The organism is Hydrogenivirga caldilitoris (assembly GCF_003664005.1).
Lineage (GTDB): Bacteria > Aquificota > Aquificia > Aquificales > Aquificaceae > Hydrogenivirga > Hydrogenivirga caldilitoris.
On sequence record NZ_RCCJ01000001.1, the window covers coordinates 183,340 to 207,277 of the forward strand.

21 protein-coding genes and 1 tRNA gene are annotated in these 23,938 nt (G+C 47.5%); 8 read left to right on the forward strand and 14 right to left on the reverse strand.

The annotated features are described in order from the left end of the window. The first annotated feature begins 55 nt into the window (after positions 1-55). From BCF55_RS01120 to BCF55_RS01140, 5 genes are read left to right on the forward strand one after another with little or no spacing between them, the layout of a single operon-like run. Entirely contained in the window at positions 56-3,085 is a 3,030-nt protein-coding gene (locus tag BCF55_RS01120) for an EAL domain-containing protein (protein WP_121008970.1), read from the forward strand. Positions 3,086-3,093: 8 nt separating this feature from the next. Next, positions 3,094-4,911 carry a leucine--tRNA ligase gene (gene leuS / locus BCF55_RS01125; protein WP_121013111.1) on the forward strand — a complete coding sequence of 606 codons (1,818 nt, stop codon included), beginning with the start codon at positions 3,094-3,096 and terminating at the stop codon, positions 4,909-4,911. A 1-nt stretch (position 4,912) separates the two neighbouring features. Beyond that, positions 4,913-5,236 (forward strand): hypothetical protein, encoded by a 324-nt coding sequence (locus BCF55_RS01130; protein ID WP_121008972.1) that lies wholly within the window; start codon positions 4,913-4,915, stop codon positions 5,234-5,236. Next, positions 5,233-6,501: a dihydroorotase gene (locus BCF55_RS01135; RefSeq protein WP_121008974.1), complete on the forward strand. Its 1,269-nt coding sequence runs from the start codon at positions 5,233-5,235 to the stop codon at positions 6,499-6,501. Before BCF55_RS01130 ends, BCF55_RS01135 begins: the two co-directional genes overlap by 4 nt. Positions 6,502-6,506: 5 nt before the next feature. Beyond that, on the forward strand, positions 6,507-6,971 hold the full coding sequence (locus BCF55_RS01140; protein WP_121008976.1) for a hypothetical protein: 465 nt from the start codon (positions 6,507-6,509) through the stop codon (positions 6,969-6,971). 2 nt (positions 6,972-6,973) lie between these two features. Here the strand turns inward: BCF55_RS01140 and purU are convergent, their stop codons facing one another. Then, the gene (gene purU / locus BCF55_RS01145; RefSeq protein WP_121008978.1) at positions 6,974-7,825 is read right to left on the reverse strand and encodes a formyltetrahydrofolate deformylase; all 852 of its coding nucleotides are present in this window, start codon (positions 7,823-7,825) and stop codon (positions 6,974-6,976) included. Beyond that, on the reverse strand, positions 7,825-10,782 hold the full coding sequence (gene secA, locus BCF55_RS01150) for a preprotein translocase subunit SecA (RefSeq protein WP_121008980.1): 2,958 nt from the start codon (positions 10,780-10,782) through the stop codon (positions 7,825-7,827). The genes purU and secA overlap by 1 nt, the downstream gene beginning before the upstream one ends. An 85-nt stretch (positions 10,783-10,867) precedes the next feature. Here secA and BCF55_RS01155 point away from each other — a divergent pair, with 85 nt between their 5' ends. Together BCF55_RS01155 and BCF55_RS01160 are read left to right on the forward strand one after the other, a co-directional pair. Next, positions 10,868-11,665: a CheR family methyltransferase gene (locus BCF55_RS01155; RefSeq protein ID WP_147424994.1), complete on the forward strand. Its 798-nt coding sequence runs from the start codon at positions 10,868-10,870 to the stop codon at positions 11,663-11,665. Then, on the forward strand, positions 11,643-12,677 hold the full coding sequence (locus BCF55_RS01160) for a protein-glutamate methylesterase/protein-glutamine glutaminase (protein ID WP_121008983.1): 1,035 nt from the start codon (positions 11,643-11,645) through the stop codon (positions 12,675-12,677). The genes BCF55_RS01155 and BCF55_RS01160 overlap by 23 nt, the downstream gene beginning before the upstream one ends. Here BCF55_RS01160 and BCF55_RS01165 read toward each other — a convergent pair. The 9 genes from BCF55_RS01165 to BCF55_RS01205 all read right to left on the reverse strand — a co-directional run bounded on the left by BCF55_RS01165 (position 12,668) and on the right by BCF55_RS01205 (position 20,928). Further along, entirely contained in the window at positions 12,668-13,081 is a 414-nt protein-coding gene (locus tag BCF55_RS01165) for a CoA-binding protein (RefSeq protein WP_121008985.1), read from the reverse strand. The genes BCF55_RS01160 and BCF55_RS01165 overlap by 10 nt on opposite strands. Positions 13,082-13,103: 22 nt before the next feature. Then, positions 13,104-13,179 (reverse strand) — tRNA-Val (locus BCF55_RS01170). A 3-nt stretch (positions 13,180-13,182) separates the two neighbouring features. Further along, complete coding sequence (trpA, locus tag BCF55_RS01175; protein ID WP_121008987.1) at positions 13,183-13,974, reverse strand: tryptophan synthase subunit alpha; 792 nt, start codon at positions 13,972-13,974, stop codon at positions 13,183-13,185. Further along, on the reverse strand, positions 13,962-14,357 hold the full coding sequence (locus BCF55_RS01180; RefSeq protein WP_121008989.1) for an OsmC family protein: 396 nt from the start codon (positions 14,355-14,357) through the stop codon (positions 13,962-13,964). The genes trpA and BCF55_RS01180 overlap by 13 nt, the downstream gene beginning before the upstream one ends. Before the next feature lie 95 nt (positions 14,358-14,452). Beyond that, positions 14,453-16,012 (reverse strand): porin, encoded by a 1,560-nt coding sequence (locus BCF55_RS01185; RefSeq protein ID WP_121008991.1) that lies wholly within the window; start codon positions 16,010-16,012, stop codon positions 14,453-14,455. Positions 16,013-16,033: 21 nt separating this feature from the next. Next, complete coding sequence (locus BCF55_RS01190; protein WP_121008993.1) at positions 16,034-16,537, reverse strand: DsrE family protein; 504 nt, start codon at positions 16,535-16,537, stop codon at positions 16,034-16,036. Positions 16,538-16,689: 152 nt separating this feature from the next. Continuing rightward, positions 16,690-18,015 (reverse strand): sigma-54-dependent transcriptional regulator, encoded by a 1,326-nt coding sequence (locus tag BCF55_RS01195; RefSeq protein WP_121008995.1) that lies wholly within the window; start codon positions 18,013-18,015, stop codon positions 16,690-16,692. Continuing rightward, positions 17,996-19,966: a PAS domain-containing sensor histidine kinase gene (locus BCF55_RS01200; protein ID WP_121008997.1), complete on the reverse strand. Its 1,971-nt coding sequence runs from the start codon at positions 19,964-19,966 to the stop codon at positions 17,996-17,998. Before BCF55_RS01200 ends, BCF55_RS01195 begins: the two co-directional genes overlap by 20 nt. Beyond that, complete coding sequence (locus BCF55_RS01205) at positions 19,963-20,928, reverse strand: ABC transporter substrate binding protein (RefSeq protein WP_121008999.1); 966 nt, start codon at positions 20,926-20,928, stop codon at positions 19,963-19,965. The genes BCF55_RS01200 and BCF55_RS01205 overlap by 4 nt, the downstream gene beginning before the upstream one ends. A gap of 71 nt (positions 20,929-20,999) precedes the next feature. On the opposite strand from BCF55_RS01205, the gene BCF55_RS01210 reads away from it, so the two are divergent. Further along, positions 21,000-21,392 carry a hypothetical protein gene (locus BCF55_RS01210; protein WP_121009001.1) on the forward strand — a complete coding sequence of 131 codons (393 nt, stop codon included), beginning with the start codon at positions 21,000-21,002 and terminating at the stop codon, positions 21,390-21,392. Between the two features lie 29 nt (positions 21,393-21,421). Here the strand turns inward: BCF55_RS01210 and BCF55_RS01215 are convergent, their stop codons facing one another. Genes BCF55_RS01215 through petA form a run of 3 tightly spaced genes read right to left on the reverse strand, consistent with a single transcriptional unit; the run spans position 21,422 to position 23,898 of the window. Then, complete coding sequence (locus BCF55_RS01215; RefSeq protein ID WP_121009003.1) at positions 21,422-22,123, reverse strand: cytochrome c1; 702 nt, start codon at positions 22,121-22,123, stop codon at positions 21,422-21,424. Then, positions 22,120-23,343 (reverse strand): cytochrome b, encoded by a 1,224-nt coding sequence (locus tag BCF55_RS01220; RefSeq protein ID WP_170144717.1) that lies wholly within the window; start codon positions 23,341-23,343, stop codon positions 22,120-22,122. Before BCF55_RS01220 ends, BCF55_RS01215 begins: the two co-directional genes overlap by 4 nt. 12 nt (positions 23,344-23,355) lie before the next feature. Continuing rightward, a complete protein-coding gene (petA, locus tag BCF55_RS01225; protein WP_121009005.1) occupies positions 23,356-23,898 on the reverse strand; it encodes a ubiquinol-cytochrome c reductase iron-sulfur subunit in 543 nt (180 codons plus the stop codon). Between the last annotated feature and the right edge of the window lie 40 nt (positions 23,899-23,938).

A 23,938-nucleotide genomic window follows, 5' to 3' on the forward strand; every position in this document is an offset into this window, starting at 1 on the left:
ATTATAGGGTGTAAATATTCTGGCTTGTAAGGTAAATTAATGAAGAGGGTGAGCCGTGATAAAGGGTAAGAGCCTTTTCTTAGAGATAATAAACGACATAATCTACATGGTAAGAATTGAAGGCTCCCAGGACCCTGCGACTGCGAAGGTTGAGTATATAAACAGCAGGGTAAAGGAATTGACGGGCTATGAGCCTAAAGACTTCATCTCAGACCCCTCCCTCTGGGTGAACTTGGTCCATCCGGAAGACGTTGACAGCGTCCTGAGGGTGACCTTGAAGCTGTTGAAGGAGAAGGAGCCTCAGGTAAGGGAGTACAGGGTAAGAACGAGAAAAGGGAACTACATATGGGTTGAAGACAGGATCATACCAATCCTTGAAAAGAGAAAACTCGTGGGATTTGTGGGTGTGGCAAGGGACATAACGAGGAGAAAGACACTTGAAGAGCTTACCCTTTTAGCTCTTGAGCTTGACCTCAGAGAGCTATTCAACAGGGCTGTTTCTTTAGTCAGGGAGGCTTTCAATGCGGACCTCGTTGTTATATATGAGGTTCCTGAAGGTGAAAGGGAAGGAGTCCTCAGGGCTGGCATAGGTGTAGAGAGAAAACTCATAGACAGGTACAGGCTACCCCTGCAGGAGGGAACGGAGTTTTACTATACCTACACATCCCAAAAGCCTGTGGTTGTGAAAGACGTTGATAAGGAGAAGAGGTTCAAGTTTACGCCTGACACATACCTCCTCGGGCTAAAGAGCGGACTTTGTATACCTATAAGGGAAGAGGAACCTTACGGAACTCTCTGTGTTTACTTCAGGGAAGCCAGAGACTTCACGAAGGAAGAGCTTGACTTTGTGAACTCTATCTCCAACATCCTTGGGCTCGCTACGAAGAGGCACAGGTATAAGAATAGGCTTGAGGACTCTGAGAGGAAGCTCCAGAAAGCCAACAGACTCTACAAGACCCTCTCGGTGATAAGCGAGGTTATACTGAAGGAGAGGGAGCTTAAAGCCCTGTTCTTACAGGTCTGTATAGCCTGCACCACTTTCGGAGGGTTCAAGGCTGCCTGGGCGGGACTCTTCAGGAACTCCCATTTTGAGGTGTTCTCCTCCTGCGGTGACACGGGTGATTTCTTCAGGGAGGTTGAAGCCCCGCTCCTTGAAAGGATAGAAGAGGGGGTTGGACCCTGCGGGAAGGCTTTCCTTACGGGTGATATAGTTGTGAACAACGATACGAAGACTTCTGTAAAGGAAAGGGAGCTCAGGGAGAGTATGCTGAAAAGGGGCTTCCTCTCCTCCGCTTCCGTGCCCTTGAGGAGGAACGGGAAAGTGATAGGCCTCCTCGTCCTTTACGCGGGAGAAAAGGACTTCTTTGATGAGGAGACGGTGAGACTCGTCAGGGAGATAGGTGAAGCCCTCTCCTTTTCCATCGTCTTCATAGAGAAGGAGAAGGAGCTGAACACCCTCTCTCTGGCTATTGAGCAGACCTCAGACTGGGTTCTCATAACTGACAAGGAGGGAGTTATCCAGTACGTTAACAGGGCGGTCACCGACATAACCGGCTACAGCCAAGAGGAGCTCCTTGGACAGACGCCTAGGATATTCAAGTCGGGAAAGCATACCAGGAGTTTCTATAAGAAACTCTGGGAAAAGCTCCTCTCAGGGGAGAGATTCAGCAGTGTTTTCATAAACAGGGATAAGAGGGGTAAGGTTTTTTACCTTGACCAGACCATAACCCCGATAAAGGACAGTTCGGGCGAGGTGGTGGGTTTTGTCTCAACCGGAAAGGACATAACCCACGAGAGGGAACTCCAGGACAGGCTGAACTACATAGCATACTATGACCCCGTAACGGAGCTCCCCAACAGGGTGAACTTCATAGAGAGGCTAAAGTTCGCCCTATCAAGGCTCAAACTTACGGGAAGAAGTCTTGCGGTTCTTTTCATAGACGTTGACAGGTTCAAGTATGTGAACGACACCTACGGCTATCTGGTCGGTGACGGCGTGCTTAAGGAGATAGCGAGGAGGATGAGAAGCTCGCTCAGGGAGGGTGACACCGTTGCAAGGCTGGGTAGCGACGAGTTCGGTGTTATCCTAACGGACCTCGCCCGAAAGGAGGATATACCACGGGTTATGGAGAAACTCTTCTCCGCCATGGAGGAACCTATCGTGGTTGACGGTAAAGAGGTTATAGTTACGCTCAGCGTTGGTATCTCTATCTTCCCTGACGATGGTAGCGATGCCGAAGACCTCGTTAAAAAGGCTGAGATGGCTTTGGCGCACGCCAAGGAAGACATTAGAAACAGTTACCAGTTCTTTAAGGAGGATATGAACGTTCACATAACCGAGTTTGTCCTCCTTGAAAGACACCTCTTCAGAGCCCTTGATAGGGGTGAGTTCGTTATCCACTACCAGCCTTACTACGACCTGAAGGGCATGATACCTTCTGGTGTTGAAGCCCTGCTCAGGTGGAACAGCGAGGATATAGGTTTCGTATTTCCCTCAAGGTTCATACCAGTCCTTGAAAGCACGGGGCTTATAGTTAAGGTTGGAGAATGGCTCCTCGGAGAGGTTTGTGAAACCATAAAGAGGATAGAAAAGCCCGTCTCTGTGAACATATCGCCGGTTCAGTTCAAGGATAAGACCTTTCCAAAGAGGGTGGAGCAGGTCCTTGAAAGGCACGGCGTAGATGGTAGTTTCCTGACCCTTGAGATAACCGAGAGCACGTTAATGGAGGATGTGGAATTTGCTCAAAGGAGCCTGAAGAGGTTGAAGAGTCTGGGTGTAAAGGTTGCAATTGATGACTTTGGAACTGGTTACTCCTCCCTTGCATACCTTAAATTCCTGCCGGTTGACTTCCTCAAGATAGACGTCTCCTTTGTGAGGGAGATAGATACCGACCCGGACGACAGAGCCATAGTGAACGCTATAATCCAGCTCGCCAAGAACCTCGGTCTGAGAACCATTGCGGAGGGTATAGAGAGTGAAGAACACCTCCAGATTCTAAAGGAGCTTGGGTGTGATTTCGGACAGGGGTATTTCTTGGGAAAACCTATGCCAGAGGGGGAGGTTATGAGGGTGCTTGGGCTATAATAATGTCTATGCACTCCTACAATCCCAGGGATATAGAGGAAAAGTGGCAGAGAATCTGGGAAGATAGGGGTGTATTTAAGGCTGAGGAGTTCAGGGGAAACAAGTTTTACGTCCTTGAGATGTTCCCTTACCCATCGGGTAGAATTCATATGGGACACGTCAGGAACTATACCATAGGGGATGCGATAGCTCGTTTCCTCAGAATGAAAGGTTACAACGTTCTCCACCCTATGGGCTGGGATGCCTTCGGTCTTCCTGCCGAGAACGCCGCCATAAAGCACGGCATACATCCTGCCAAGTGGACCTATGAAAACATCTCCTACATGAAGAAGCAACTCAGACTACTTGGGTTCTCTTACGACTGGGATAGAGAGGTTGCAACCTGCGATCCCGAGTATTACCGATGGAACCAGTGGATATTCCTTAAGATGTACGAGAGAGGAATAGCTTACAGAAAGACCGCTGTGGTTAACTGGTGTCCCCACGATGAAACGGTCCTCGCCAACGAGCAGGTTATAGAAGGGAAGTGCTGGAGGTGTGGAACTCCCATAGTGCAGAAGGAGATACCTTCCTGGTTTTTAAAAATAACAGCCTACGCGGAGCGCCTCCTTGAAGACCTGAGCAGGCTTGAAGGGAAGTGGCCTGAGAGGGTATTGGCTCAGCAGAGAAACTGGATAGGAAGGTCTGAGGGTGCCCTCCTTAAGTTCTTTGTGGAGGAAACACCCATTGAGGTATTTACCACGAGACCAGATACGGTCTTTGGAGCGACCTTTATGGTTCTTGCTCCCGAACACCCGCTTACCCTTGAGCTTGCAAAGAGAGGTGGTAGACTTGAAGAGGCGGAGGAGTTTGTCAGAAGAGTGAAATCCCAATCAACCCGTGACAGGACAACCAGTCCTGATAAGGAGGGTGTCTTTTTGGGAGTTTACGCCAAGAACCCGGCTAACGGAAGAGACGTGCCCGTGTGGACTGCCAACTACGTTCTCTATGAGTACGGGACTGGAGCTATAATGGCTGTTCCAGCCCATGACCAGAGGGACTGGGAGTTTGCAACCAAATACGGGATAGAGATAACGCCTGTTATACTTCCCCAGGAGGGTGAATGGGATTTCGGGAAGGGAGCCTATGAAGGTAGGGGAAGGCTTGTTAACTCCGGAGAATTCACCGGTATGGACTCTGAAGAGGCGAAGGCTAAGATAACCCTCTGGTTGAAGGAAAAGGGGCTTGGCGAACCGAAGGTAACATACAGACTCAGGGACTGGAATATATCCCGTCAAAGATACTGGGGTACACCTATACCTATAGTTTACTGTGAAGCGTGTGGCATGGTTCCAGTTCCTGAGGACAAGCTCCCCGTTGAATTGCCCTTAGATGTTAAGTTCACAGGAAGGGGTAATCCGCTTCAGAGTTCTGAGGGATTTGTAAATACAGAATGCCCGAAGTGCGGAGGACCGGCGAAGAGAGAGACAGACACTATGGACACCTTCTTTGACTCTTCCTGGTATTTTCTGAGATACTGTGACCCCAATAATGAAGAGGCTCCTTTTGAAAGGGATAAGGCGGACTACTGGATGCCTGTTGATACCTATATAGGTGGTATTGAACATGCGGTCCTTCACCTCCTCTATTCAAGGTTCTTCCAGAAGTTCCTTAAAGACATAGGACTCGTGAGAGATGATGAACCCTTTGAGAGGCTCATAACTCAGGGTATGGTTCTCAAGAAGTGGGTGAGTATAGGCAGCCTACTTGAATACCTTGGTTTAGATGCAGAGAGCTCTGTGGAGGAACTTAAGATTAAACTTCAAGAACTTGCGGAGGTGAGCTGACATGATGAGCAAAGAGTTTGAAATGGGCATAGGGCTTTTAAACAGGTTCAAAGAAACCCTTGTAGCTATAAGCAATGCAAACACACCCGAGGAGGCGAAACCTCTTATTGAGCAGATAAAACATCCTATCTTCGGAGCTATGGCGCAGATTAAGGCTGGGCAGGGACCTCTTAGGGAAGAGATACTCGCTCCTATGGCTGTTGTAGTTTCCCAGTTCAGAGAGCTCACAGACTTGAACGCTCTGAAGAAAGCGATTCCAGAGGTGCTGAACCTCGTTCAGCAGGCAGAGAAGCTTGCTCAGGAAGGTGCAGAGCAGAAGGGATGATAAAACATCTGATAAAGGGGGGTATGGTTATTGACCCCTCCCAGGAGCTCCTTGGTATATACGATATACTCATTGAGGGAGAGCGTATAAAGAGGATAGATGAAGAGATCTTTGAGCCTGAAGCTGAAATCATAGATGCAAAAGGACTCATCGTTGCACCGGGCTTCGTTGACCTTCACGTTCACTTCAGAGACCCAGGACAAACCTACAAGGAGGACATCCTTTCTGGCAGTAAAGCTGCGGTTGCCGGCGGTTACACGACCGTGGTCTGTATGCCCAATACCGAGCCCCCCATAGATTCCCCTGAAGTGGTTGAGTACGTTAAGGCTAAGTCCAAATGCTGGGGTATATGCAACGTTCTGCCTGCGGGGACCGTGACCAGGGGAAGGAAGGGGAAAGAGCTTTCAGACCTGTGGGCTCTTAAGGAGGCAGGGTGTGTAGCTTTCACCGACGATGGGGCACCTGTAATTGACTCCTCCCTGATGAAGAAAGCCCTTGAACTCTCAGCCCAGCTTAAGGCTCCGGTAATGAACCACTGTGAGGACGACAGGGTTGCCATGGGAGCTATAAACGAGGGTGAGGTATCCGCACTCCTCGGACTCTCCTCAAGACCACCGGAAGCTGAAGACATGCTCAACGCAAGGGACTGCGTGCTTTCCTACTATACAGGTGGGCATGTTCATATACAGCACCTCACAACAGCCCTTGGTGTGGACATAATCAGGTACTTCAAGGGTAAGGGAGCCAGAGTAACCTGTGAGGTGAACCCTTACCACCTCCTTTTCACCGAAGAGGAGCTCCTCAGGAGCGGAGCAAATGCGAAGGTTAACCCACCACTGAGGAAGAAGGAGGATGTTGAAGCTCTGAGAGAGGCGCTTTCCGACGGTACTATAGACTGTGTAGCTACCGACCATGCACCCCACGCAGTGTTTGAAAAGGGCAGAGTGGACACAGCCATGCCGGGTATCATAGGGCTTCAGACGGCTTTACCTGTAATGCTTGAACTGGTGGCTAAGGAGTATCTGTCTCTCATAAAACTTGTAGAGTTGATGTCAACGAATCCGGCAAAGATAATAGGCATAGAGGCGGGGACTCTTGCAGAGGGAGCCCCGGCTGATATAGTTATATTTGACCTTAAAAAGGAGTGGATTTTGGATGATGAGACCAACTTCTCCAAGAGTAGAAACACACCCCTTTGGGGTAAAACCCTGACAGGAAAGGTGATTTACACCATAAAGGGCGGAAAGGTTGTGTATAAAGATTAATAGTCATGGGAATATTCAAGGAAGACATAATAAACTTTGGTAACCTTATAAATACAGAGGTTGAGGTAAAACTTACCCCCGAAGATTTCAGAAGAGTTTACCCTGACCTTGAGTTCCTGTTTTCCGACAGGTTGATGAGGATAAGAGGTAAGAAGAAGAGCCTTCTCTTTAAGAAGAGCTTTGAGTTCAGGGGCGGTCAGGATGAACAGAGGGTTTACAACGTACGAAAGTACGAGACAGAAGATATGGGTATATATCTGAAGGTTATGTCAAAGGACGGTCTCGGAGAGCTCACGAAGAGGGAGGGTATGGAGCTTGACGGAGACTACCTGAAGGTGAGCGTTTTTGAGGTTCTAAAGAGAACAAAGGTCTATAAAGACGTACCTGACGCCTTCAGAGGCAGGCTCGTGGCAACAAGGTACAAGGTAAGAGATGGGTACCTGTCCCTGTATATAACCGTAACCAAGTGAGCTTAGTCAAAGACCACGGTTCTATTATCGTAAACGAGAACCTTTCTCTCCAAGTGCCACTTCACAGCTCTTGCCAGAACGAGCCTCTCTATGTCCTTTCCTTTTCTTATGAAGTCTTCCAGGGAATCTCTGTGGCTGACCCGTATTATGTCCTGCTCTATTATGGGTCCCTCATCAAGCACCTCTGTGACGTAGTGGCTTGTGGCTCCTATTATCTTTACGCCTCTTTCATAGGCTCTGTGATAGGGCTTTGCCCCTGGAAAAGCTGGAAGGAAGGAGTGATGTATGTTTATTATTCTGTTCCTGAACCTGTCAACGAAATCCTTAGAAAGTATCTGCATGTATCTTGCGAGGATAATGAGGTCTATCCCGTGAGTCTCAAGGAGCTTTAACTCTTTGGCTTCGGCTTCCCCCTTGTTCTCCCTGTTTTTTGGTATGTGGTAATAGGGCACGCCGAAAAAGTCGGCGAGGGGTTTCATATCCTCATGGTTGCTTATAACCAGCTTTACCTCTCCGTTGAGCTCCCCGCTGTGGAACCTCTGCATCAGGTCATAAAAGCAGTGCTCCTGCTTAGAAACGAATATTGCCACCTTCTGAAGCTCGCTGCTGAAGTGGAGTGAGTAGTCCATAAAAAAGCGTTCTGCTATCGGCTTAAAGGAATTTTCTATCTCTTCTTTTGGAACTCTGAAGTCTGCTATGTCCCACTCAACCCTTGCGAAGAATACCCCCTTATGGGTGTCAATGTGCTGGTCAAAGTGGAGTATGTTGCCCTCGTTGTTGGCTATGAAACCCGCTATTTCCTTTACTATACCCTTCCTGTCTGGGCAGGATATTAAAAGTATGGCGCTCTCCATCACTCCTGGTTCTTCTCAAGCCTCTTAGCCTTTAACTTCTGTTTCCTTAACCTTTCACTTTTTAATCTCTCTTTTAGGGTTTTTGGTCTTGGACCTTTCTTACCTCCGTCCTCAGCCCCGGCGTAAACAGCCTGGTTCAGTAGTTCCTCTCTCTTCCTTTCCTCCAGAGCCCTCTCCTCCTCAATCTCTTCCTGAGACCTAAGCTGAACCTGGAGGAGGGTTGAGACGGTGTGCTTCTTTATGTTGTGAAGCAACTCTTCAAAAAGCTCAAAGGCTTCTCTCTTGTACTCTATTAGGGGGTCTCTGGCTGCGTAACCTCTCAGGTATATGCCTTCCCTGAGCCTATCAAGGACATGGAGGTGTTCCCTCCACAAAGTATCAACTATGTTGAGTAGTATTATCCTCTCAAGCTCCCGCATAGCTTCGGGGCTACCTATTTCCTTTTCTTTCTCTTCGTAAAGCTCCTTCACGGCTCCAAAGAGTGCGTTTATAAGCTCCTCTTTGTCTCTAACCTCAGGTATGTCTATATCCCTACCTGTCCATTCCTTGAGAAAGTCTTTAAGAGGCTCAAGCTCCCACAGCTCCGGGTCTTCCTCGGGCAGCAGCCTGTTTACCTCACTCTCAAGGACATCCCTTATGAACTCGTATATCTCCTCCTTCAGGTTCTCTCCTTCAAGGATGTCCCGTCTCAGGGAGTAGATAACCTCCCTCTGGGTGTTCATAACGTTGTCATATTCAAAAAGCCTCTTCCTTATCTGGAAGTTCTGGGCTTCAACCCGTTTCTGGGCATTCTGGATAGCCTTTGTAACCATTCTGCTCTCTATGGGTTCCCCTTCGGGTATCTTTAGCATGTCCATGAGTTTTCCTACCCTTTCACCTCCAAAGAGTCTGAGGAGGTCATCTTCAAGGGAAAGAACGAACCTTGACTCGCCCGGGTCTCCCTGCCTGCCGGAGCGACCTCTGAGCTGGTTATCTATCCTCCTTGACTCATGCCTCTCCGTTCCTATAACCAGAAGCCCTCCCAACTGTCTAACTTTTTCCTTTTCGGCTTCAGTAACCCTGTAAGCTTCCTCAAAGGCTCTCTTCCATTCCTCTTCGCTTGCCTCTTCCGGGTTCTTGCCCCAGGAGTTAAGGAGCTCCTTTGCCATGTATTCGGGGTTACCGCCCAGGAGTATGTCGGTTCCTCTTCCAGCCATGTTTGTTGCTATAGTAACCGCCCCAACCCTTCCAGCTTGAGCTATTATCTGAGCCTCCTGCTCGTGATGTTTGGCGTTAAGCACGTTATGGGGTATGCCCCTCTTGAGTATCTCCTGTACCTTTTTATCAACCTCCTCATCACTCAACCCGTATTTCTCTTTCAACTTTCTTATCCTTTCCTTTACCTCCTCCTTCTCAAGGAGCTTCTTTATGAGCTTTTTGTCCTTAAGGAGGGCTGATAGGTGTTCGTTGTCCTCTATAGACACTGTTCCAACAAGGACCGGTCTTCCGAATATGTGGTTTATGAGTATCTCCTCAACGACCTTCGCCCACTTTTCCCTCTTAGTTTTATAAACCAGGTCTGGCAGGTCTCTTCTTATCATAGGTCTGTGGGTAGGTATCACAACGACGTCAAGCCCATATATCTCTCTAAACTCCAGGGCTTCCGTTTCAGCCGTCCCTGTCATTCCCGCGAGCTTTCTGTAAAGCTTAAAGTAATTCTGAAAGGTTATTGAGGCTAAGGTCTGGTTTTCCTCCTTTACCTTCACACCTTCCTTAACCTCTATCGCCTGATGAAGCCCATCAGACCACCTCCTGCCCGGTAAAACCCTTCCCGTGAACTCGTCAACTATCAGAACCTCACCGTCCCTGACGATGTAATGAACATCCCTCTTAAAGAGATGGTGCGCCCTGACAGACTGAACTATAGCGTGAAGCAGGTCTATGTGCTTTAAGTCGTAAAGGTTGTCTATCCTGAGAAGCTTTTCAATTCTGTCTATACCTTCCTCCGTAAAGGTTACGTTCCTGTTCTTCTCGTCCACTTTAAAGTCTCTATCTTTTTCCAGCTTTCTCACAACGGCGTCCGCTACCTTGTAAACCTCTATATCCACCTGAGCGGGTCCCGATATTATGAGGGGCGTTCTTGCCTCGTCTATGAGTATGGAGTCAACCTCGTCAACTATCGCGTAGTTATGCCCTTTGACCTGGACTATATCCTCTTTGGAGAAAGCCATGTTGTCCCTCAGATAATCAAAACCAAACTCGTTGTTGGTTCCGTAGGTTATGTTGGCACCGTATGCTTCCCTTCTCGGAACCTCCCTGAGAACTGTGAAAAAAGCCTTTTTGGCGTCAATGTTTATTTTGTCGGAGGGGACAGTCTCTTCATAGTACCCCTTTGGCCAGACTCTGAGGTCCTTATCTATCGCTTCTTTAAAGGCTTTCTCATCAGCCCATTCAACCCTGTAGGATAGTCCATCGGAGTTTATGACCCCAACCTCAAGACCCAGAAATTTGTATATGGCACCCATCCACTGGGCATCCCTTCTTGCAAGATAATCGTTCACGGTGACGACATGAACCCCCTCATCAGTCATTCCGTTAACTGCGGCGGATAAGGTTGCCACAAGGGTCTTACCCTCACCAGTCTTCATCTCCGCTATCTTCCCCTGATGAAGGACTAAACCCCCTATAAGCTGAACGTCAAAGTGTCTTAAACCGAGGGTTCTTTTACCAGCCTCCCTTACCAGAGCGAAGGCTTCCACGACTTCATCGGTTATCCTTCCTTTGATTATCTGTTCCTTTAGCTCTTCGTTCAGTCTTATAGTGTTATAAAGCTCCTGCGCCTTTTTTATAAGCTCTGAGTTTGAAAGCTCATCAAGCTCCTTTTCAAGCTCGTTGACCCTTTTTACGAAAGGCTTTAGTCTTTTAATCTCCCTTTCGTTCTTTGTTCCGAGTATTCTTTTGACAATCCATCCAAGCATTTTGAACTCCTAAGTTTCTTAATTTAATTAGTTTAAAATAAAACCGCAAGGAAACACCGTGAAGGAAGAGGAAAGGCAGAGGTTAGTGGAACTTCTGAGAAAAGCTATATACGAGCTTACCGGAAATTACTACCCGGATGAGCGCATAAGGATACTTGAGTATAAGCTTGAAAGACTCCTAAAGCGTGTGCATATGAACAGTACTGCACCCGAGAACGTGATTTCCTCCTTTATGAGGACTCCTGAAAATAGAAAACTCCTGATAGACCTTATGACCGTTCCCGAAACAAGGTTCTTCAGGGAGAGAGAGCAGCTTGAGGTCCTGTTTGATGTCCTTTTGAAGGATAAGAGACAGCTTGAAGTTGCAAGTGTTGGTTGTTCTACCGGGCAGGAGCCTTACTCTATAGCCATGTTGATGGCAAAGAGGGGTATCAACGGCAGGGTTCTGGGGCTGGACATAAACGAAGAGGTTTTGAGGAAAGCCCGTTCCGGTGTTTATAACCTGTCCCAGTTAAAGGATATACCTGAGGAGTACCGGGGCTTTGTGGAGGTGAAGGGAGAATTCTTTGAAATCAATCCAGATATAAAAAGGAGGGTTGAGTTTAGGTACGTTAACCTCATAGAGTCTGAGACCTTTGAACCGCTTAAGTGTAGGTGTGATGTGGTGCTTTGCAGGAACGTACTCATATACTTCTCTGGTGACTCAAAAAGAAAGGCACTCCTTAATTTGAAGGATATGCTGAGGAAAGGTGGTATCCTTGTCCTTTCATCAACGGAGATACTGGGTAAGGAGTACCATGACCTCTTTAAAACCGTGAAGGCTGAAAGGTTCTTTTTCTATAAGAAAAGGGAGGCTGAGGATGATAAGAGTCCTTGTGGTTGACGACTCTCCTTTCATAAGGCTCGCCTTAAAGAAGCTCTTGAGCTCTGAGAGGGACATTGAGATTGTAGGGGAAGCTTCAAACGGTAAGGAGGCTGTCCGTCTCGTCCAGGAGCTGAAACCTGACGTGGTCACCCTTGATGTGAATATGCCTGTGATGGACGGACTTACGGCTCTCGTTGAGATAAGAAAGGTATGTCCCGCCTGCAGAGTTCTGATGGTGAGTTCTCTTACCCAGGAGGGAGCCAGAGAGACCCTACAGGCTCTCAACAGTGGAGCGTTGGACTTCATAACAAAGCCCAATGACTACCAGGAACTCTTCAATTTCAGGGAAGAGATAATCGCAAAGATAAGGGCTGCTTACGAGGCAAAGGTTGAAACTATTTCGGGTACAGAAACGGGTTTGCCTGAGGGAACTGCAGAGGGCAGGTTCAAGATACCCCCTGTAGTGGCTTTAGGTATATCTACAGGAGGACCCCAGACCCTCAACGTTGTTCTGCCAAAACTACCGGAGGACTTCCCCTCACCTATACTCATAGCTATTCACATGCCGGATACCTTTACCGCGACCTTCGCAAGACACCTTGACTCCATGTGTAGACTTCCTGTGAAGGAAGCTGAGGAAGGGGAGGTGATAAGAGGGGGACACGTTTACGTCTCAAGGGGAAGGATTCACATGACTCTCAGCGGAACTCCGGAGAGAGCTTTTGTGCGATATGTTAAAGATGACTCTTATATCTACAAGCCCTCTGCGGACCTACTTCTTTCTTCAGCGGCTAAAGTTTACAGGGAAAACACCATCGGGGTGGTTATGACGGGAATGGGTAACGACGGCTCAAAGGGTATAGTTGAGGTAAAGAGAGCGGGGGGTGTGACCGTAGCTGAGGACCCGAAGACCGCCATACTCTGGGCTATGCCTGAAAGTGCTATAAAAACAGGGTGTGTGGATTACGTAGTTCCAAAGGAGAGACTTCCAGAGTTGCTTCTTAAACTCACGTCACAGGTTCATAGGTAACCGGCTTCCACACCTATGCAGGCGTTATAAACGAACCTGACCTTATCCCTGTACTTCTCTATTACCTCGTAGTTCTCCGCTCCCGGCTGAAGCCATACCACTTTAGCTCCAAGCTCTATAGCTTCCTGGACTATGGGTTCAACGTGGACAGGGTTTCTGTATACGTTCACAATATCAATGGGCTCTGGGACCTCTTTGAGGGATGACAGCACCTTTATACCCAGTATCTCCTCACCGGCGTACTTGGGGTTTATCAGATATACCTTGTGTTTTCCCTTCTTTACCACCTTTTCGGTGGTGTAGTAGGAGGGTCTCTCGGGGTTTGAGGATATGCCTATAACCGCAACGACCTTTGCATTCTTCAGAGCCTCGTAGGCGTCATCCCTGTGCTGAACTTCAGCCATCTCCTTTCCTCCATCTGATTTATGGTGGGCGGTGGCGGACTTGAACCGCCGACCTCCATCGTGTGAGGATGGCGCTCTCCCAACTGAGCTAACCGCCCTGACTATTTAATTATAGTCCCTTCCTTTAGCTCTTTGACCTTGGTGGCGAGTTCTTCAAATCTTCCTTCAGCGGAGAGCTTCACAAGGAGGCTCCCTACCACAACACCGTCAGCGAAATCCGATATCTTCCTTGCATGCTCACCCTTTGAAACGCCGAAACCGACCACAACAGGTTTGTTACATACTCCTCTGTACAGTTTCAGGTTCTCCCTCAGCTCTTCAAAGGGGAGGTCCGCCCTTGCTCCCGTTGTTCCCGTTATGGATACGTAGTAAACCATATCGTCTGAGCTTTCACATACGAGCTTTAAACGCTTTTCTGTACTTGTAGGTGATGCCAGAAAGACAAGAGAAAGACCGTAACCTTGCATCACTCTTTTCAGTTCCTTACTCTCTTCCGGTGGTAAGTCCGGGACTATAAAGCCGTCTATGCCGTTCTCTTGAGAGAGGCTGCAGAACTTTTCATGACCCATCCTGAATATGGGGTTGTAGTAAGTCATGAGAAGGATGGGTACGCTCGGATACCTTTCCTTTATAAACCTTGCGGTTTCAAAAACCTGTTTAGACCTTATACCGTTTTTAAGAGCTACCTCGTGGGCAAGCTGTATAGTTGGACCGTCCGCTACAGGGTCTGAAAAGGGGAAACCGAGCTCAAGGATATCTGCGCCACTTTTCAGTACGGTTTCTATGGCTTTTTGGGAGGTCTCGTAGTCCGGGTAACCAACCATCAGGTACGTGATAAGTGCCTTTTCATTCCTGCCTCTGAGCTCTTCAAACTTTTCCTTCAGTCCTGACATACCTCGTATTCCACCTCAATCTCTACAGAGTTTCTCAGCATCGCAAACACACTGCAGTACTTCTCAACAGAAAGTTTTACAGCCTGCTGAACCGCCTTTGGTTCAACCTCGCCCTTTACCTTGTACTTAACCACTATCCTCTCATAGACCCTCGGATGTTTCTCTCTCCTGTATCCCTTTACCTCTATCTCTATGTCCTCAACAGGTTGTCTTTTCTTCTTTAGGATAGTATAAACGTCAACGCCACCGCACCCGGCAAGGGATGCAAGAAGCAGTTCCATAGGCTTGAGTCCTTTTTCACCCACATTAGCGTTGCCGGAAGGCATAATGGCTGTATAGGTTCCTTCACCGGAAAGTTTGAGGATAACTTCCTTCTCCTCCATGAGTCAGACAATTATAAGGTAAAAAAAGAAAAAAGAGGAAGGGGGCGGTCCAGAGGGGCTGGACACTTAGCTACCCACTAACAGCCATACAGGGCTTAAAATACGAACCTGAACTGAAGGGTTATGGCATCGTTGTCTATCTCGTTCCTCTGCTCATCGTACTTCTGGTACTCAAGGGTCCAACCGAGGAGCTTAGCCCTGTCATACCAGTAGTTGATACCGACAGAGGTGACCTTTATCTTTCCGAGGGTGGCATTATCCTTTCCTTGGTTGCTCGGTCCTATAAAGTTTGCAGCATCTCCATATGCTACCCCTGAAGAGTCTTCCTTAATGTCCGGATCCCAGATGTAGTAGCTAACGTAAGGCTCCCAGAGGTGGACGCTTCCGGGGTTTAAAACCCATGCAGCCTTGGCTATATACCACTTGTTCTTGAAGTCTTCGCTTGTATTTGTGTTGCTCAGCCAAACACCCTTGAACTGGTGTTGTCCAATCTCACCTATGAGCGTCAGGGGTCCGTAGTGTATGGCTAAGTCTGCTCCGTACATCTGCATGTCAACGGGATGGTTTCTCACGTTGGCGTTGGCAACAGGGTTCGGGAGAATCATATAAGGCACTCTAACTTGCACGGAACCAGCACCAGGCAGTGGATTTCCATTTCCCCGGAGACCAGGTGCCGGTCCCTGAGTATCAGATATAAGCTCCTGATCTATGTCGTTCTGCATAGCAAAGGAAAGACCCAACGTCACACCCTTTCTCTTACCAAGATAGGTGTCTCTATAAAGCCAGTTGTAGCCTTTAGGTTTACCTTCGGGCTTTCCAAACATTAAAGTTGTTCTGAATGTATATAGAAATGAATCTTTTGAGTTACTTCTAAGTTGGGAAAGGCAAGCTGCGTCACAGTTTACATTTATTCCCGGCGGATAGGTATCTGTTGTATCTAATCCCCTCACCGTCTCATCCCACGGCTGCTCTATTCCCTTGAAGCCGTCAAATATACCTACAAAGCCGTCCCAGGTTATCTGTCTGAAGCCTTCACCTTTTGTGCCTTTCCTCACGTGAAGGAAGCCACCGTAAGCCCTTCCCGTTACGTTCGCCACCGTTAGATGTGTCCACCTGAGCGTAGCGAAGGTTCTGTCAGACTCAAGGTTGTCAAACCCTGTCCTTCCGTACTGTTCCCTTCCGAGGGGAACTCTGGGGAATCCGAGGTGGGCGTCTATTATCCAGTCCTTGGTATCAACCATTCCGTTTATGGCAAAGATGAGGTCAAGTTCGTGTAAGGCGAAGTTTCGTCCTCCGAGGAGTCCACCCTGCCTCAGGTATCCGGTAGGCTGTCCTCCGAAGGGTGCTATGTAAGCGTCCCTTCCCGTGTTGTTCAACCTCATGACGAAGTTGAACTTAAACCACTTGTTGTAACTTCCCCCCATCCTGAACCTTATCCTTCTGAAGGAGGTGTCAAAGTTGTTTTCTGGCGCCTCTATAAAGTTCGGTCTGTTCTCATCGCTTATCTTCTGATACCTGAACCACGTCTGTATAAGGAAGTTGATGTCAAGAAACTGGTCCTCCGAAGGACTTAGAACCCTTATCGCATGGGAAGGCTCAGGTGTAAAGAGAGCTGCCGCTCCCAAAACTGCTCCAGCTAAGGCTAACTTCTTCATCTTGTCCCCTCCTTTAATGGATTACTGAACCTTTATATAGGCGTAGCCTATGGTCTGCAGGTGGGCAACCGTCCCAACACCTGACGGAACTATCTTTGCAAAGTCGTAGAGCTTATCTGCGAGTTTAGCCCTCTTCACAGTAATTCCGCAGACGTAGAACTCAACCCCATACTGGAGAAGTTCTTCCATCTTCGTTTTAAGAGCCTTCTGATCTATAGGCTCTTTTTCCCACTTCGTTCCCCTGAGTTCCTTGAGAAGGAACTTGGCTCCGGCTCCGTGGGATACGACCACTATCTTGACCTTGAAGGGGTCAAAGTCGTAAACGGATAGATGGTTGGTGATGTTTCTGAGCATCGTCTTGAACCTCTTCTCCTGAGGGAAGTCCGCGTGGTAGATGACGTTTACCTTCGCCTCCTTTTTGAGGTCATCAAAGCTCAGCCTCACATTTGCCGCTGAGGCAACGGTGTTTACGAGCGGAACGGACATAGCTGCCGCTCCAAGTTTAAAAAAGTTCCTCCTGTCCATAGCTCACACCTCCTTACGTTTTTCCGTTTTTTATATGCAAAAGCCATGCCAAAAACTTAAAGTCGCTGGAATTCAAGCTTTTTGTGAACTTCCGCGTAAAGGGCGAGTTATTAATGTGTATGCCAGAATGGCAAAGGTTTGTCAGATTGACATCAATCTATGCCGTAAGCTTCCAGCTTTCTGTAGAAGGTTCTCAATGGTATTCCGAGTATCTCGGAAGCCTTCTTCTTGTTAAAGTTAACTTGGTTTAAAACCTCAAGGATGTATTCCCTCTCCAACTCCCTTATGGGTTTAAAACCTTTCTTTTCCTCGTTGTGGGTGAACAGACAGGCTATGTCTTCGTAGTCTATTTCCGTAGACTCTGCAAAGAGAACAGCCCTTTCTATGATGTTCTTCAATTCCCTCACGTTGCCGTACCAGGGGTAAGAAAGCAGAGAGCTCTCTGCCTTCTCTGTGAAACCCTTTATCCTTTTGGAATACTTCCTGTTAAAGGTATCCAGAAAGTGGTAAGCCAGAGGAAGTATATCTTCCCTCCTTTCTCTGAGTGGCGGTATGTTTATTTCAACCACGTTCAGCCTGTAGTAGAGGTCTTCTCTGAAGTCTCCCCTTTTTACTGACTCTTTCAGGTCTCTGTTAGTAGCCGTTATTATCCTGACGTCGCTCTCAATCTCTCTCCTGCCACCTATCCTATAAAACTTCTTAGTTTCCAGGGCTCTTAAAAGCTTAGCCTGTATAGGGACCTCCAGCTCTCCTATCTCATCAAGGAATAAGGTACTACCGTCTGCCAGTTCAAAGAAGCCTTCCTTACCCTTTTCTGCTCCAGTAAAGGCACCCCTCTCATAGCCGAAGAGCTCAGCTTCTATAAGCTCCTTGGGGATTGAAGCTATATTTAAAACCACCATAGGCTTTTCTGCTCTGTCACTGCTCCTGTGTATCAAGTTTGCAATCACCTCTTTACCTACACCGCTTTCGCCGGTTATAAGCACCGGACAGTCTGAACAGGCTATCTTCTCAACCTTATCTAACACTTCTTTCATAGCTTTGCTTTCAAAAACAAACTCTGAATAATCAACGGACAGGCTCTTCTCCTTTTTATAAAGGAGGTTCTCCCTCCTGAGCCCTCTTGATTCAAGGGCTTTTCTCACGGTTATCTCAAGCTCTTTGAGGGAGCAGGGTTTTGTGAGAAAATCGTAAGCCCCCGCCTTTATGGCATCAACAGCCGCTTTTATAGTCCCGTGCCCGGTTAGGATTATAACCTCTGTCAAGGGTGTGTTCTCCTTTATCCATTCAAGAAGGTCCATACCGTTCCCATCAGGCAGAAGCAGATCCAGGAGCACTACGGAGAAGTCTTTTTCTTCAAGGGTTTCGTAAGCATCTTCCAGTGTACCCACACCCTCCACACTGTAACCAACCTCTGAGAGGTGTTCTTTCAAGAGCTCTCTGAGTTCCCTCTCATCTTCAACTATTAGGAGTCTCATTCTTTACCTCCGATACGTGTATCTCTACCACCGTTCCTTTATCAGGCTTATTCCGTATCTTAACATCACCACCCAGGTTTCGTATCAGCCTGCGGGCAAGAGAAAGCCCAAGTCCAGTCCCATAAGGCTTGGTGGTGTAGAAGGGTTTGAAAATCTTGTCCATGTCCTTTATGCCCGGTCCCTCGTCTTCTATCCTCCAGAAGATACTCCCGTTGTTTTTAAAGAGCTTTATACTTACCTTACCTTCCTTCGGCGAGGCATCTATGGCGTTGTCAATTACGTTTATCAGAACCTGCTCTATCTGCCAGGGAAAGGAAAAGAGTCTCTCCCCGTTCAGAGAGTTCTCAAACTCTATCTTCACCCATTTCCTTTTAGCTTTCGGAGACAACATTTTTATAGCCTCTATCGTGACCTCCTCTGGCTTTATGTACTCTGGTTTTCCCTCAAAGGGCTTTCCTATCTCCAGAAGTTTCCTTACGGTTTCTGCACACTTTTGAGCCTGTTTGAATATCACCTCAGCCTTCCTCTTTGCCTCTTCATCTTGGGAGTTCAAGCATATACTTTCCGCGTAACCCATTATTGAAGCTAAAGGGTTGTTTACTTGATGGGCTATTGAGCAGGCTATTTCGCCAGCGAGGGAGAGCTTTGCCGTCTGCTCAAGAAGGACTTTGAGCTCCTTCTCATGGGATATGTCCCTGAGTCTCCAGAGTATGTAAAAGTTTTCTTCAATCTTGAGTATCTCCTGACGAAGTTGACACAAAACCTGTTCTTTAAGGTTTACCCTCTTTTCTGGGAAGAATAACCTTGTAAAGGGTAACTCCTCCCCAATAAGGTCCTTCATGTGTTTTCCTAATAGCTCTTCCTTACTGATATGGAAGTTCTCCAGAACCGTTCTGTTAACATCTATGATTCGCCTGTAGGAGTTGAACACCATAACGCCATCAAGAGTATTGTCAAAGAGAGAAAGATAAAGCCTTCTCTCCTCCTGTAGTTTCTTTATAAGATTTTCAAAAGCTTGAGATAGCTCTCCAACTTCGTCCCCTGCTTCAATCGGAACCCTTATGTTCCTTTCCTCCCAGGTTATGACGTAATTCTTAAGGTTTTCCAGAGGTTTAAATATCCTAAGGAAAACAAATATGGCAAAGGTGCCCACGCTGAGCATAAAAACCGAACCAGCTATGAGAGCCTTTTCCTGGAAGTTATACAGAGGTTTTAACACTGCCTTCACAGGCTCTTCAATGAATACAACCCACTTACCGTCATCGCTTTTGGCATGGGCTCCAACCACCTCTGTTCCTGTTACACTGGAAAGGTAAACTCCTTGTCTTAGGGGTATCTTTCTCCTTTCAGAAAACCTCATGTCGCTGAAAGCGAGTATGTTGCCTTCCGAATCTGTCAGGAAGATATCAACGCTGGGTGAGGGTTTTGCGGATATAACCGACTGCCAGAATAGGGAGAGGTCAAGGGAGAAGAGGAAGAACCCTCTGAGGACACCATTTTCAACCTCCGGAACCACAAACCTTAAGAAAGGTTCCTTGTATTGGGTGTAAAGTATGCCCAGAACCCTTTTTGAGCTGTCTATGTTCATAAATTTTTCAAATTTGGGTTCGGAGCTTTCCCTGCTTACAGCACTCATTAGGATACCTTCCGGGGTGTAGAAGGCTCCTTCAAACACACCTTTGACCTGTCCCGTTATCCTCCAGATCGTTTCCTCCTCTGAAAACCCGAAGTTTCTGTAAAGGTAAACCGCAGAATCAGTCTCAGACATGACCCTCTCAAGGAAGAGCTCCACACGGCTTACAACGGAGGAGGCGTAAATACTGTGGAGCCTAAACCTGTCCTCCAATATATTCTTCCGCATCGCTGAGTTGTGGTAAAAGTAAAGAGCTATGGGGATGAGGGTAAGCACCACCAGGAGGAAGAGAACCCTCGCTTTGAGGGAGAACTTCATTTCATAACCTCATCTACGTAAGAAAGAAACTCCTTGTTGTACCCTACGCCGAGCTCAGCGAGTGCTTTCTCGTTCACAGCGAGTCGTGGGTAGTAAGCTCTCTCAAAGGGGACATGCTCAACGGGGACTCCGTTGAGTATCTTATAGGCTATATGAGCAGCCTGGAATCCTTGCTCATAGCCTGTCGTCCCGTAAGCAACGTGACACCCTCTCTTTACCATACCAGGGGAAGGGCAAAACACAGGCACCTGATAGAAGTTTGCATAGTGAAGTATGTACGTTGTAAGGAAATTCTCCGTATAGAAGCAGGGAGTTATTATTATGGCATCGTAACCGTCTTCTCTCATATTACTTATTACGTATTCCAGCTCCTTTACATCCCTCACACTGAGAGGGACAACCTTTACACCGAACTTCTTACCTGCTCTTATCGTTATCCTGGTTGCGTTCTTTGAAGCCTCAAACTGAGGGTTGCAGAAGACTAACACCTTCTTTATCTGGGGAAACATCCTTGAAAAGAGTTCAACCCTCTTTTCCATAAGCTCAGCGTTCAAGTTATCAACACCGGTTATGTTCTCAGAGGGTCTGGACAGACTGTTTGTGAGCCCCCACTGAAGGATACTTGTCCCACCGAGAATTATCACCGGGGTCTTCAATTTCCCACTCGCCGTCTTGACCATGTAAGCTTCAAGGCTTCCCCCCGCTATTATCAAGTCGTACTCATTCTCTTTAAAGACAAGCTCTTGAGCAAGCTCCCTTATCTTACCAAGAGTATTATCCCCTTCGTAATAGGTGTACTTAACCTTTTCTACACCTAAATTTTTAAGACCATCCTGAAATCCCTTTACCTTAGCCTTCCTTCCTTCCCCCGATATGAAGACAGCTATCCTGTACTCCTTTTCCTTTGTACTTTCACAGGAGATAAGCCCAAAGAGCACTAACAGCAGTATAAAAAGCCTCATCTTAATGAAGATATGCCTCCACTACCCTATGAAAATAAATTACACTAATCCCGATGATAAGGATTCTTTTTATGCTCGCACTTCCTCTTTTGTTGGTCTCTTGCGATAGTAAGCCCTCCGTGAAAAGCATAGAAAAGGAGCTGGAAGGGAAGTACCGGTTTTTTGGAGACGTGGAGGATGTACGAATCTTGAGCATGGTGAAGGTTAAAGAGGACACCTACTTTGTTCAGGTTACCTACGGTATAAAGTTTAAAAGGAGCATAGGAGAACTTGAGAAGGATATAAGCGAAAAACTTAAGGATGCAAACCTTTACAAAAGCCTGAGCCTTTTTGTAAACATAGTGGCGCTGAACGAGTTAGTAAACAGGTGTGGAAGAATTTACATAGAAAAGGGAAGAACCTGTTACCTCACAGATAGCTTCCGGCTTGTGAGGATAAAAGGTAGCTGGGTTATTCAAAGATAAAGAACCGCCCCGGAGGGCGGTATTTCCAGTTAATGGCTCATATGGCTTACAATCCTCTTTCTGTATATCCACAGGAGTGCACCCATAGCCAGGAAGTAAGCTATGGTCACAACACCCATAAGGGCTCTCTTAGCCTTCTCCCCGGGAGAGGGGTCATTCACAGACCTCAGATAGGCAACTATCTTTGCAACTTTCTCAGGAGCTTCCTTGTCATACTCTGGGAAGAAGAGCTTTGGCATTGATGTTCCTGGGAGAACCTTCTGAGGGTCCATTATGAAGTTATATAGGTAACCTGCTCCCCTTGAGAGGTATATGGTTGAAAGGTCCGGAGGTATCTTACCGAAGGAAGCCTTTAACCCCTCAAGGTCTGTTATAGCCACTGCTTCATACACATCCCTTGGGACGAAATACCCTTTGACCTCAAGCTTCCCGTCCTTCTCCACTAATATGGGTTTTCCCTGTGTCTTCTCTATTTGAGCCCATTCAGGCTTTGCCGCAACGGACATCAAGTATAAACCGTCGTACCTCAAAGAGTGGCAGCTTGTACAGTTCTGCTTAAAGAGCTCCCTACCCTCAACGGCAGCCTTGGGGTCTCCTATTATCTTCCCAGCCTCATGGGGAAGCTCGTACTCCTCATGGGGTGCGAAGGGGTTGTGTATCCATATCACAAAGAAGAAAACTGCAGTTATACCTGCGAAAAAGACTGTTTTTACCAATCCCCAGGTGCTCATGACCTACCTCCTCTCGCTTTGTACCATCCCCACTCAAGGAAGGATATAACCGGTAGGGACAGGAAGAAAAGAAACACCAGCGCTGTGAATAGCATACCGAGCTGAGCGTTCGTAGGTGTGGGTGCCATCGTTCCCAGAACGGTCAGAACCATTGAAGAGAACAGGAAGACCAGGAACATTATGAAGAATAAAGGTCTCCTTCTGGCGCTTTTTATAGGAGAGAAGTCAAGGAACGGGAGCAGAAGGAGAAGCAGAAGTATTAGATTGAAAGCTATAAAGCCCCAGAACTTACTCGGTATAGACCTGAACACCTCGTAGAAACCAAGGAGGTACCACTCTGGAGCTATGTGGGGAGGGGTTTTAAGGGGGTCAGCTGGTTCAAAGTTATCCGCTGGTAAGAAGTGATGCATATAGAAGAATACGAAGAAGAAGAAAAGTGCGAGATACCACATGGTGTAAGCACCCTCTTTGAGGGTCATGTAAGGATGGAAAGGCACGACCTTTTCAGGTTCAGCCTTCTTGTCTATCTCATAACCTTCAGGGTTTGAGATACCGGCAGCCCTTACCAGGAACAGGTGTATACCCACGAGAGCTAGGAGTATCAATGGCAAGAGGAGAACGTGAAGACCAAAGAATCTACCGAGAGCGAGGTCTTCCAGTTTGTATCCTCCCTTCATCCATAGGGATATGGTCTCACCTATGGCTGAGAATATACCCTTCAGGAAAGGAGCATCGGCAAGTGAGGCGGGTATCTCCGTTGTAACCACCGTTCCCCAGTAGGAGAGCTGTCCCCAGGGTAGAAGATATCCGGTCAGAGCTGTTATGAGGAGAACAAAGTATATAACCCACCCTATTATCCAGACCAGTTCCCTTGGCTTCTTGTATGCGTTGTAATAGATTCCAGTAAACATGTGCAGGTAAACTATCGCAAGAAAGAAGTTTGCTCCCGCTGCGTGTATATGCCTGAAGAGCCATCCGAAGGAGACTTCCTTCATTATGGTGTAGTTCGCACTATCAAAGGCGTGAGCTATTATGGGCTTGTAGTACATTATCAGGATTATCCCTGAGATTATCTGTATAGCAAAGGTTGTAAGGGCGAGAACGCCGAAGACGTAGGGGAATGTGAGGTTCTTGGGAACTTTGTACTCAACCATCTGCTCCCTGTAAAGGTCTCTTACATGCGCCCTCTCGTCTATCCAGTCCACTATACGCCTTATCATCTCCAAACCTCCTTATACAAGCTGTTCTACAAATCCGGGCTCACCCACTATCAGCTTATCTCCTTCTCTCTTCTGAGGAGGAACAAAGAGGGGTCTGGGCGGTGGTCCACCTATGTTATCTCCCCAAGGTGTGTAAAGACCTCCGTGGCAGGGACAGTGGAGATAGGGGGCTTTCACGTCTTCGCTACCCTCAGGCTTCCAGAGGGGAATGCAACCCAGGTGCGTACACACACCCACAAGGGCAAAAGCCTCCTGTCCCTTGAGGAGTTCATAATTCAGCTTTCCGGCGCTGTTAACGGAGTCCTTTTTAACGTTGTACTTATCCTCCTGAAGGTCTTTTGGCAATCTGAGAACAAAGAGAGGCTTGCCCTTCCAAGAGGTAACCCTCATTCCAAGCTCAGGTATCTTCGTAATGTCAATTTCAGCCTTAGCCTCTGTGGTTGAGGCTGCGCTTGGAGCGAGAGTCTTAACTATGGGATAGAGCACCCCTACAGCACCTACAACACCCAATCCGCCGATGGCTACGTTGATGAAGTCTCTCCTTGAAGCTTCCATCCTATTACCTCCTGACCCCGATATTTTATCACCACTCATA

Excerpts from the sequence above, each read along its gene's own strand:
- leuS (WP_121013111.1), top strand. The coding sequence starts at position 3,094 with ATGCACTCCTACAATCCCAGGGATATAGAGGAAAAGTGGCAGAGAATC.
- BCF55_RS01130 (WP_121008972.1), top strand. The coding sequence starts at position 4,913 with ATGATGAGCAAAGAGTTTGAAATGGGCATAGGGCTTTTAAACAGGTTC.
- BCF55_RS01135 (WP_121008974.1), top strand. The coding sequence starts at position 5,233 with ATGATAAAACATCTGATAAAGGGGGGTATGGTTATTGACCCCTCCCAG.
- BCF55_RS01140 (WP_121008976.1), top strand. The coding sequence starts at position 6,507 with ATGGGAATATTCAAGGAAGACATAATAAACTTTGGTAACCTTATAAAT.
- purU (WP_121008978.1), bottom strand. The coding sequence starts at position 7,825 with ATGGAGAGCGCCATACTTTTAATATCCTGCCCAGACAGGAAGGGTATA.
- secA (WP_121008980.1), bottom strand. The coding sequence starts at position 10,782 with ATGCTTGGATGGATTGTCAAAAGAATACTCGGAACAAAGAACGAAAGG.
- BCF55_RS01160 (WP_121008983.1), top strand. The coding sequence starts at position 11,643 with ATGATAAGAGTCCTTGTGGTTGACGACTCTCCTTTCATAAGGCTCGCC.
- BCF55_RS01165 (WP_121008985.1), bottom strand. The coding sequence starts at position 13,081 with ATGGCTGAAGTTCAGCACAGGGATGACGCCTACGAGGCTCTGAAGAAT.
- trpA (WP_121008987.1), bottom strand. The coding sequence starts at position 13,974 with ATGTCAGGACTGAAGGAAAAGTTTGAAGAGCTCAGAGGCAGGAATGAA.
- BCF55_RS01180 (WP_121008989.1), bottom strand. The coding sequence starts at position 14,357 with ATGGAGGAGAAGGAAGTTATCCTCAAACTTTCCGGTGAAGGAACCTAT.
- BCF55_RS01185 (WP_121008991.1), bottom strand. The coding sequence starts at position 16,012 with ATGAAGAAGTTAGCCTTAGCTGGAGCAGTTTTGGGAGCGGCAGCTCTC.
- BCF55_RS01190 (WP_121008993.1), bottom strand. The coding sequence starts at position 16,537 with ATGGACAGGAGGAACTTTTTTAAACTTGGAGCGGCAGCTATGTCCGTT.
- BCF55_RS01195 (WP_121008995.1), bottom strand. The coding sequence starts at position 18,015 with ATGAGACTCCTAATAGTTGAAGATGAGAGGGAACTCAGAGAGCTCTTG.
- BCF55_RS01200 (WP_121008997.1), bottom strand. The coding sequence starts at position 19,966 with ATGAAGTTCTCCCTCAAAGCGAGGGTTCTCTTCCTCCTGGTGGTGCTT.
- BCF55_RS01205 (WP_121008999.1), bottom strand. The coding sequence starts at position 20,928 with ATGAGGCTTTTTATACTGCTGTTAGTGCTCTTTGGGCTTATCTCCTGT.
- BCF55_RS01210 (WP_121009001.1), top strand. The coding sequence starts at position 21,000 with ATGCTCGCACTTCCTCTTTTGTTGGTCTCTTGCGATAGTAAGCCCTCC.
- BCF55_RS01215 (WP_121009003.1), bottom strand. The coding sequence starts at position 22,123 with ATGAGCACCTGGGGATTGGTAAAAACAGTCTTTTTCGCAGGTATAACT.
- BCF55_RS01220 (WP_170144717.1), bottom strand. The coding sequence starts at position 23,343 with ATGATAAGGCGTATAGTGGACTGGATAGACGAGAGGGCGCATGTAAGA.
- petA (WP_121009005.1), bottom strand. The coding sequence starts at position 23,898 with ATGGAAGCTTCAAGGAGAGACTTCATCAACGTAGCCATCGGCGGATTG.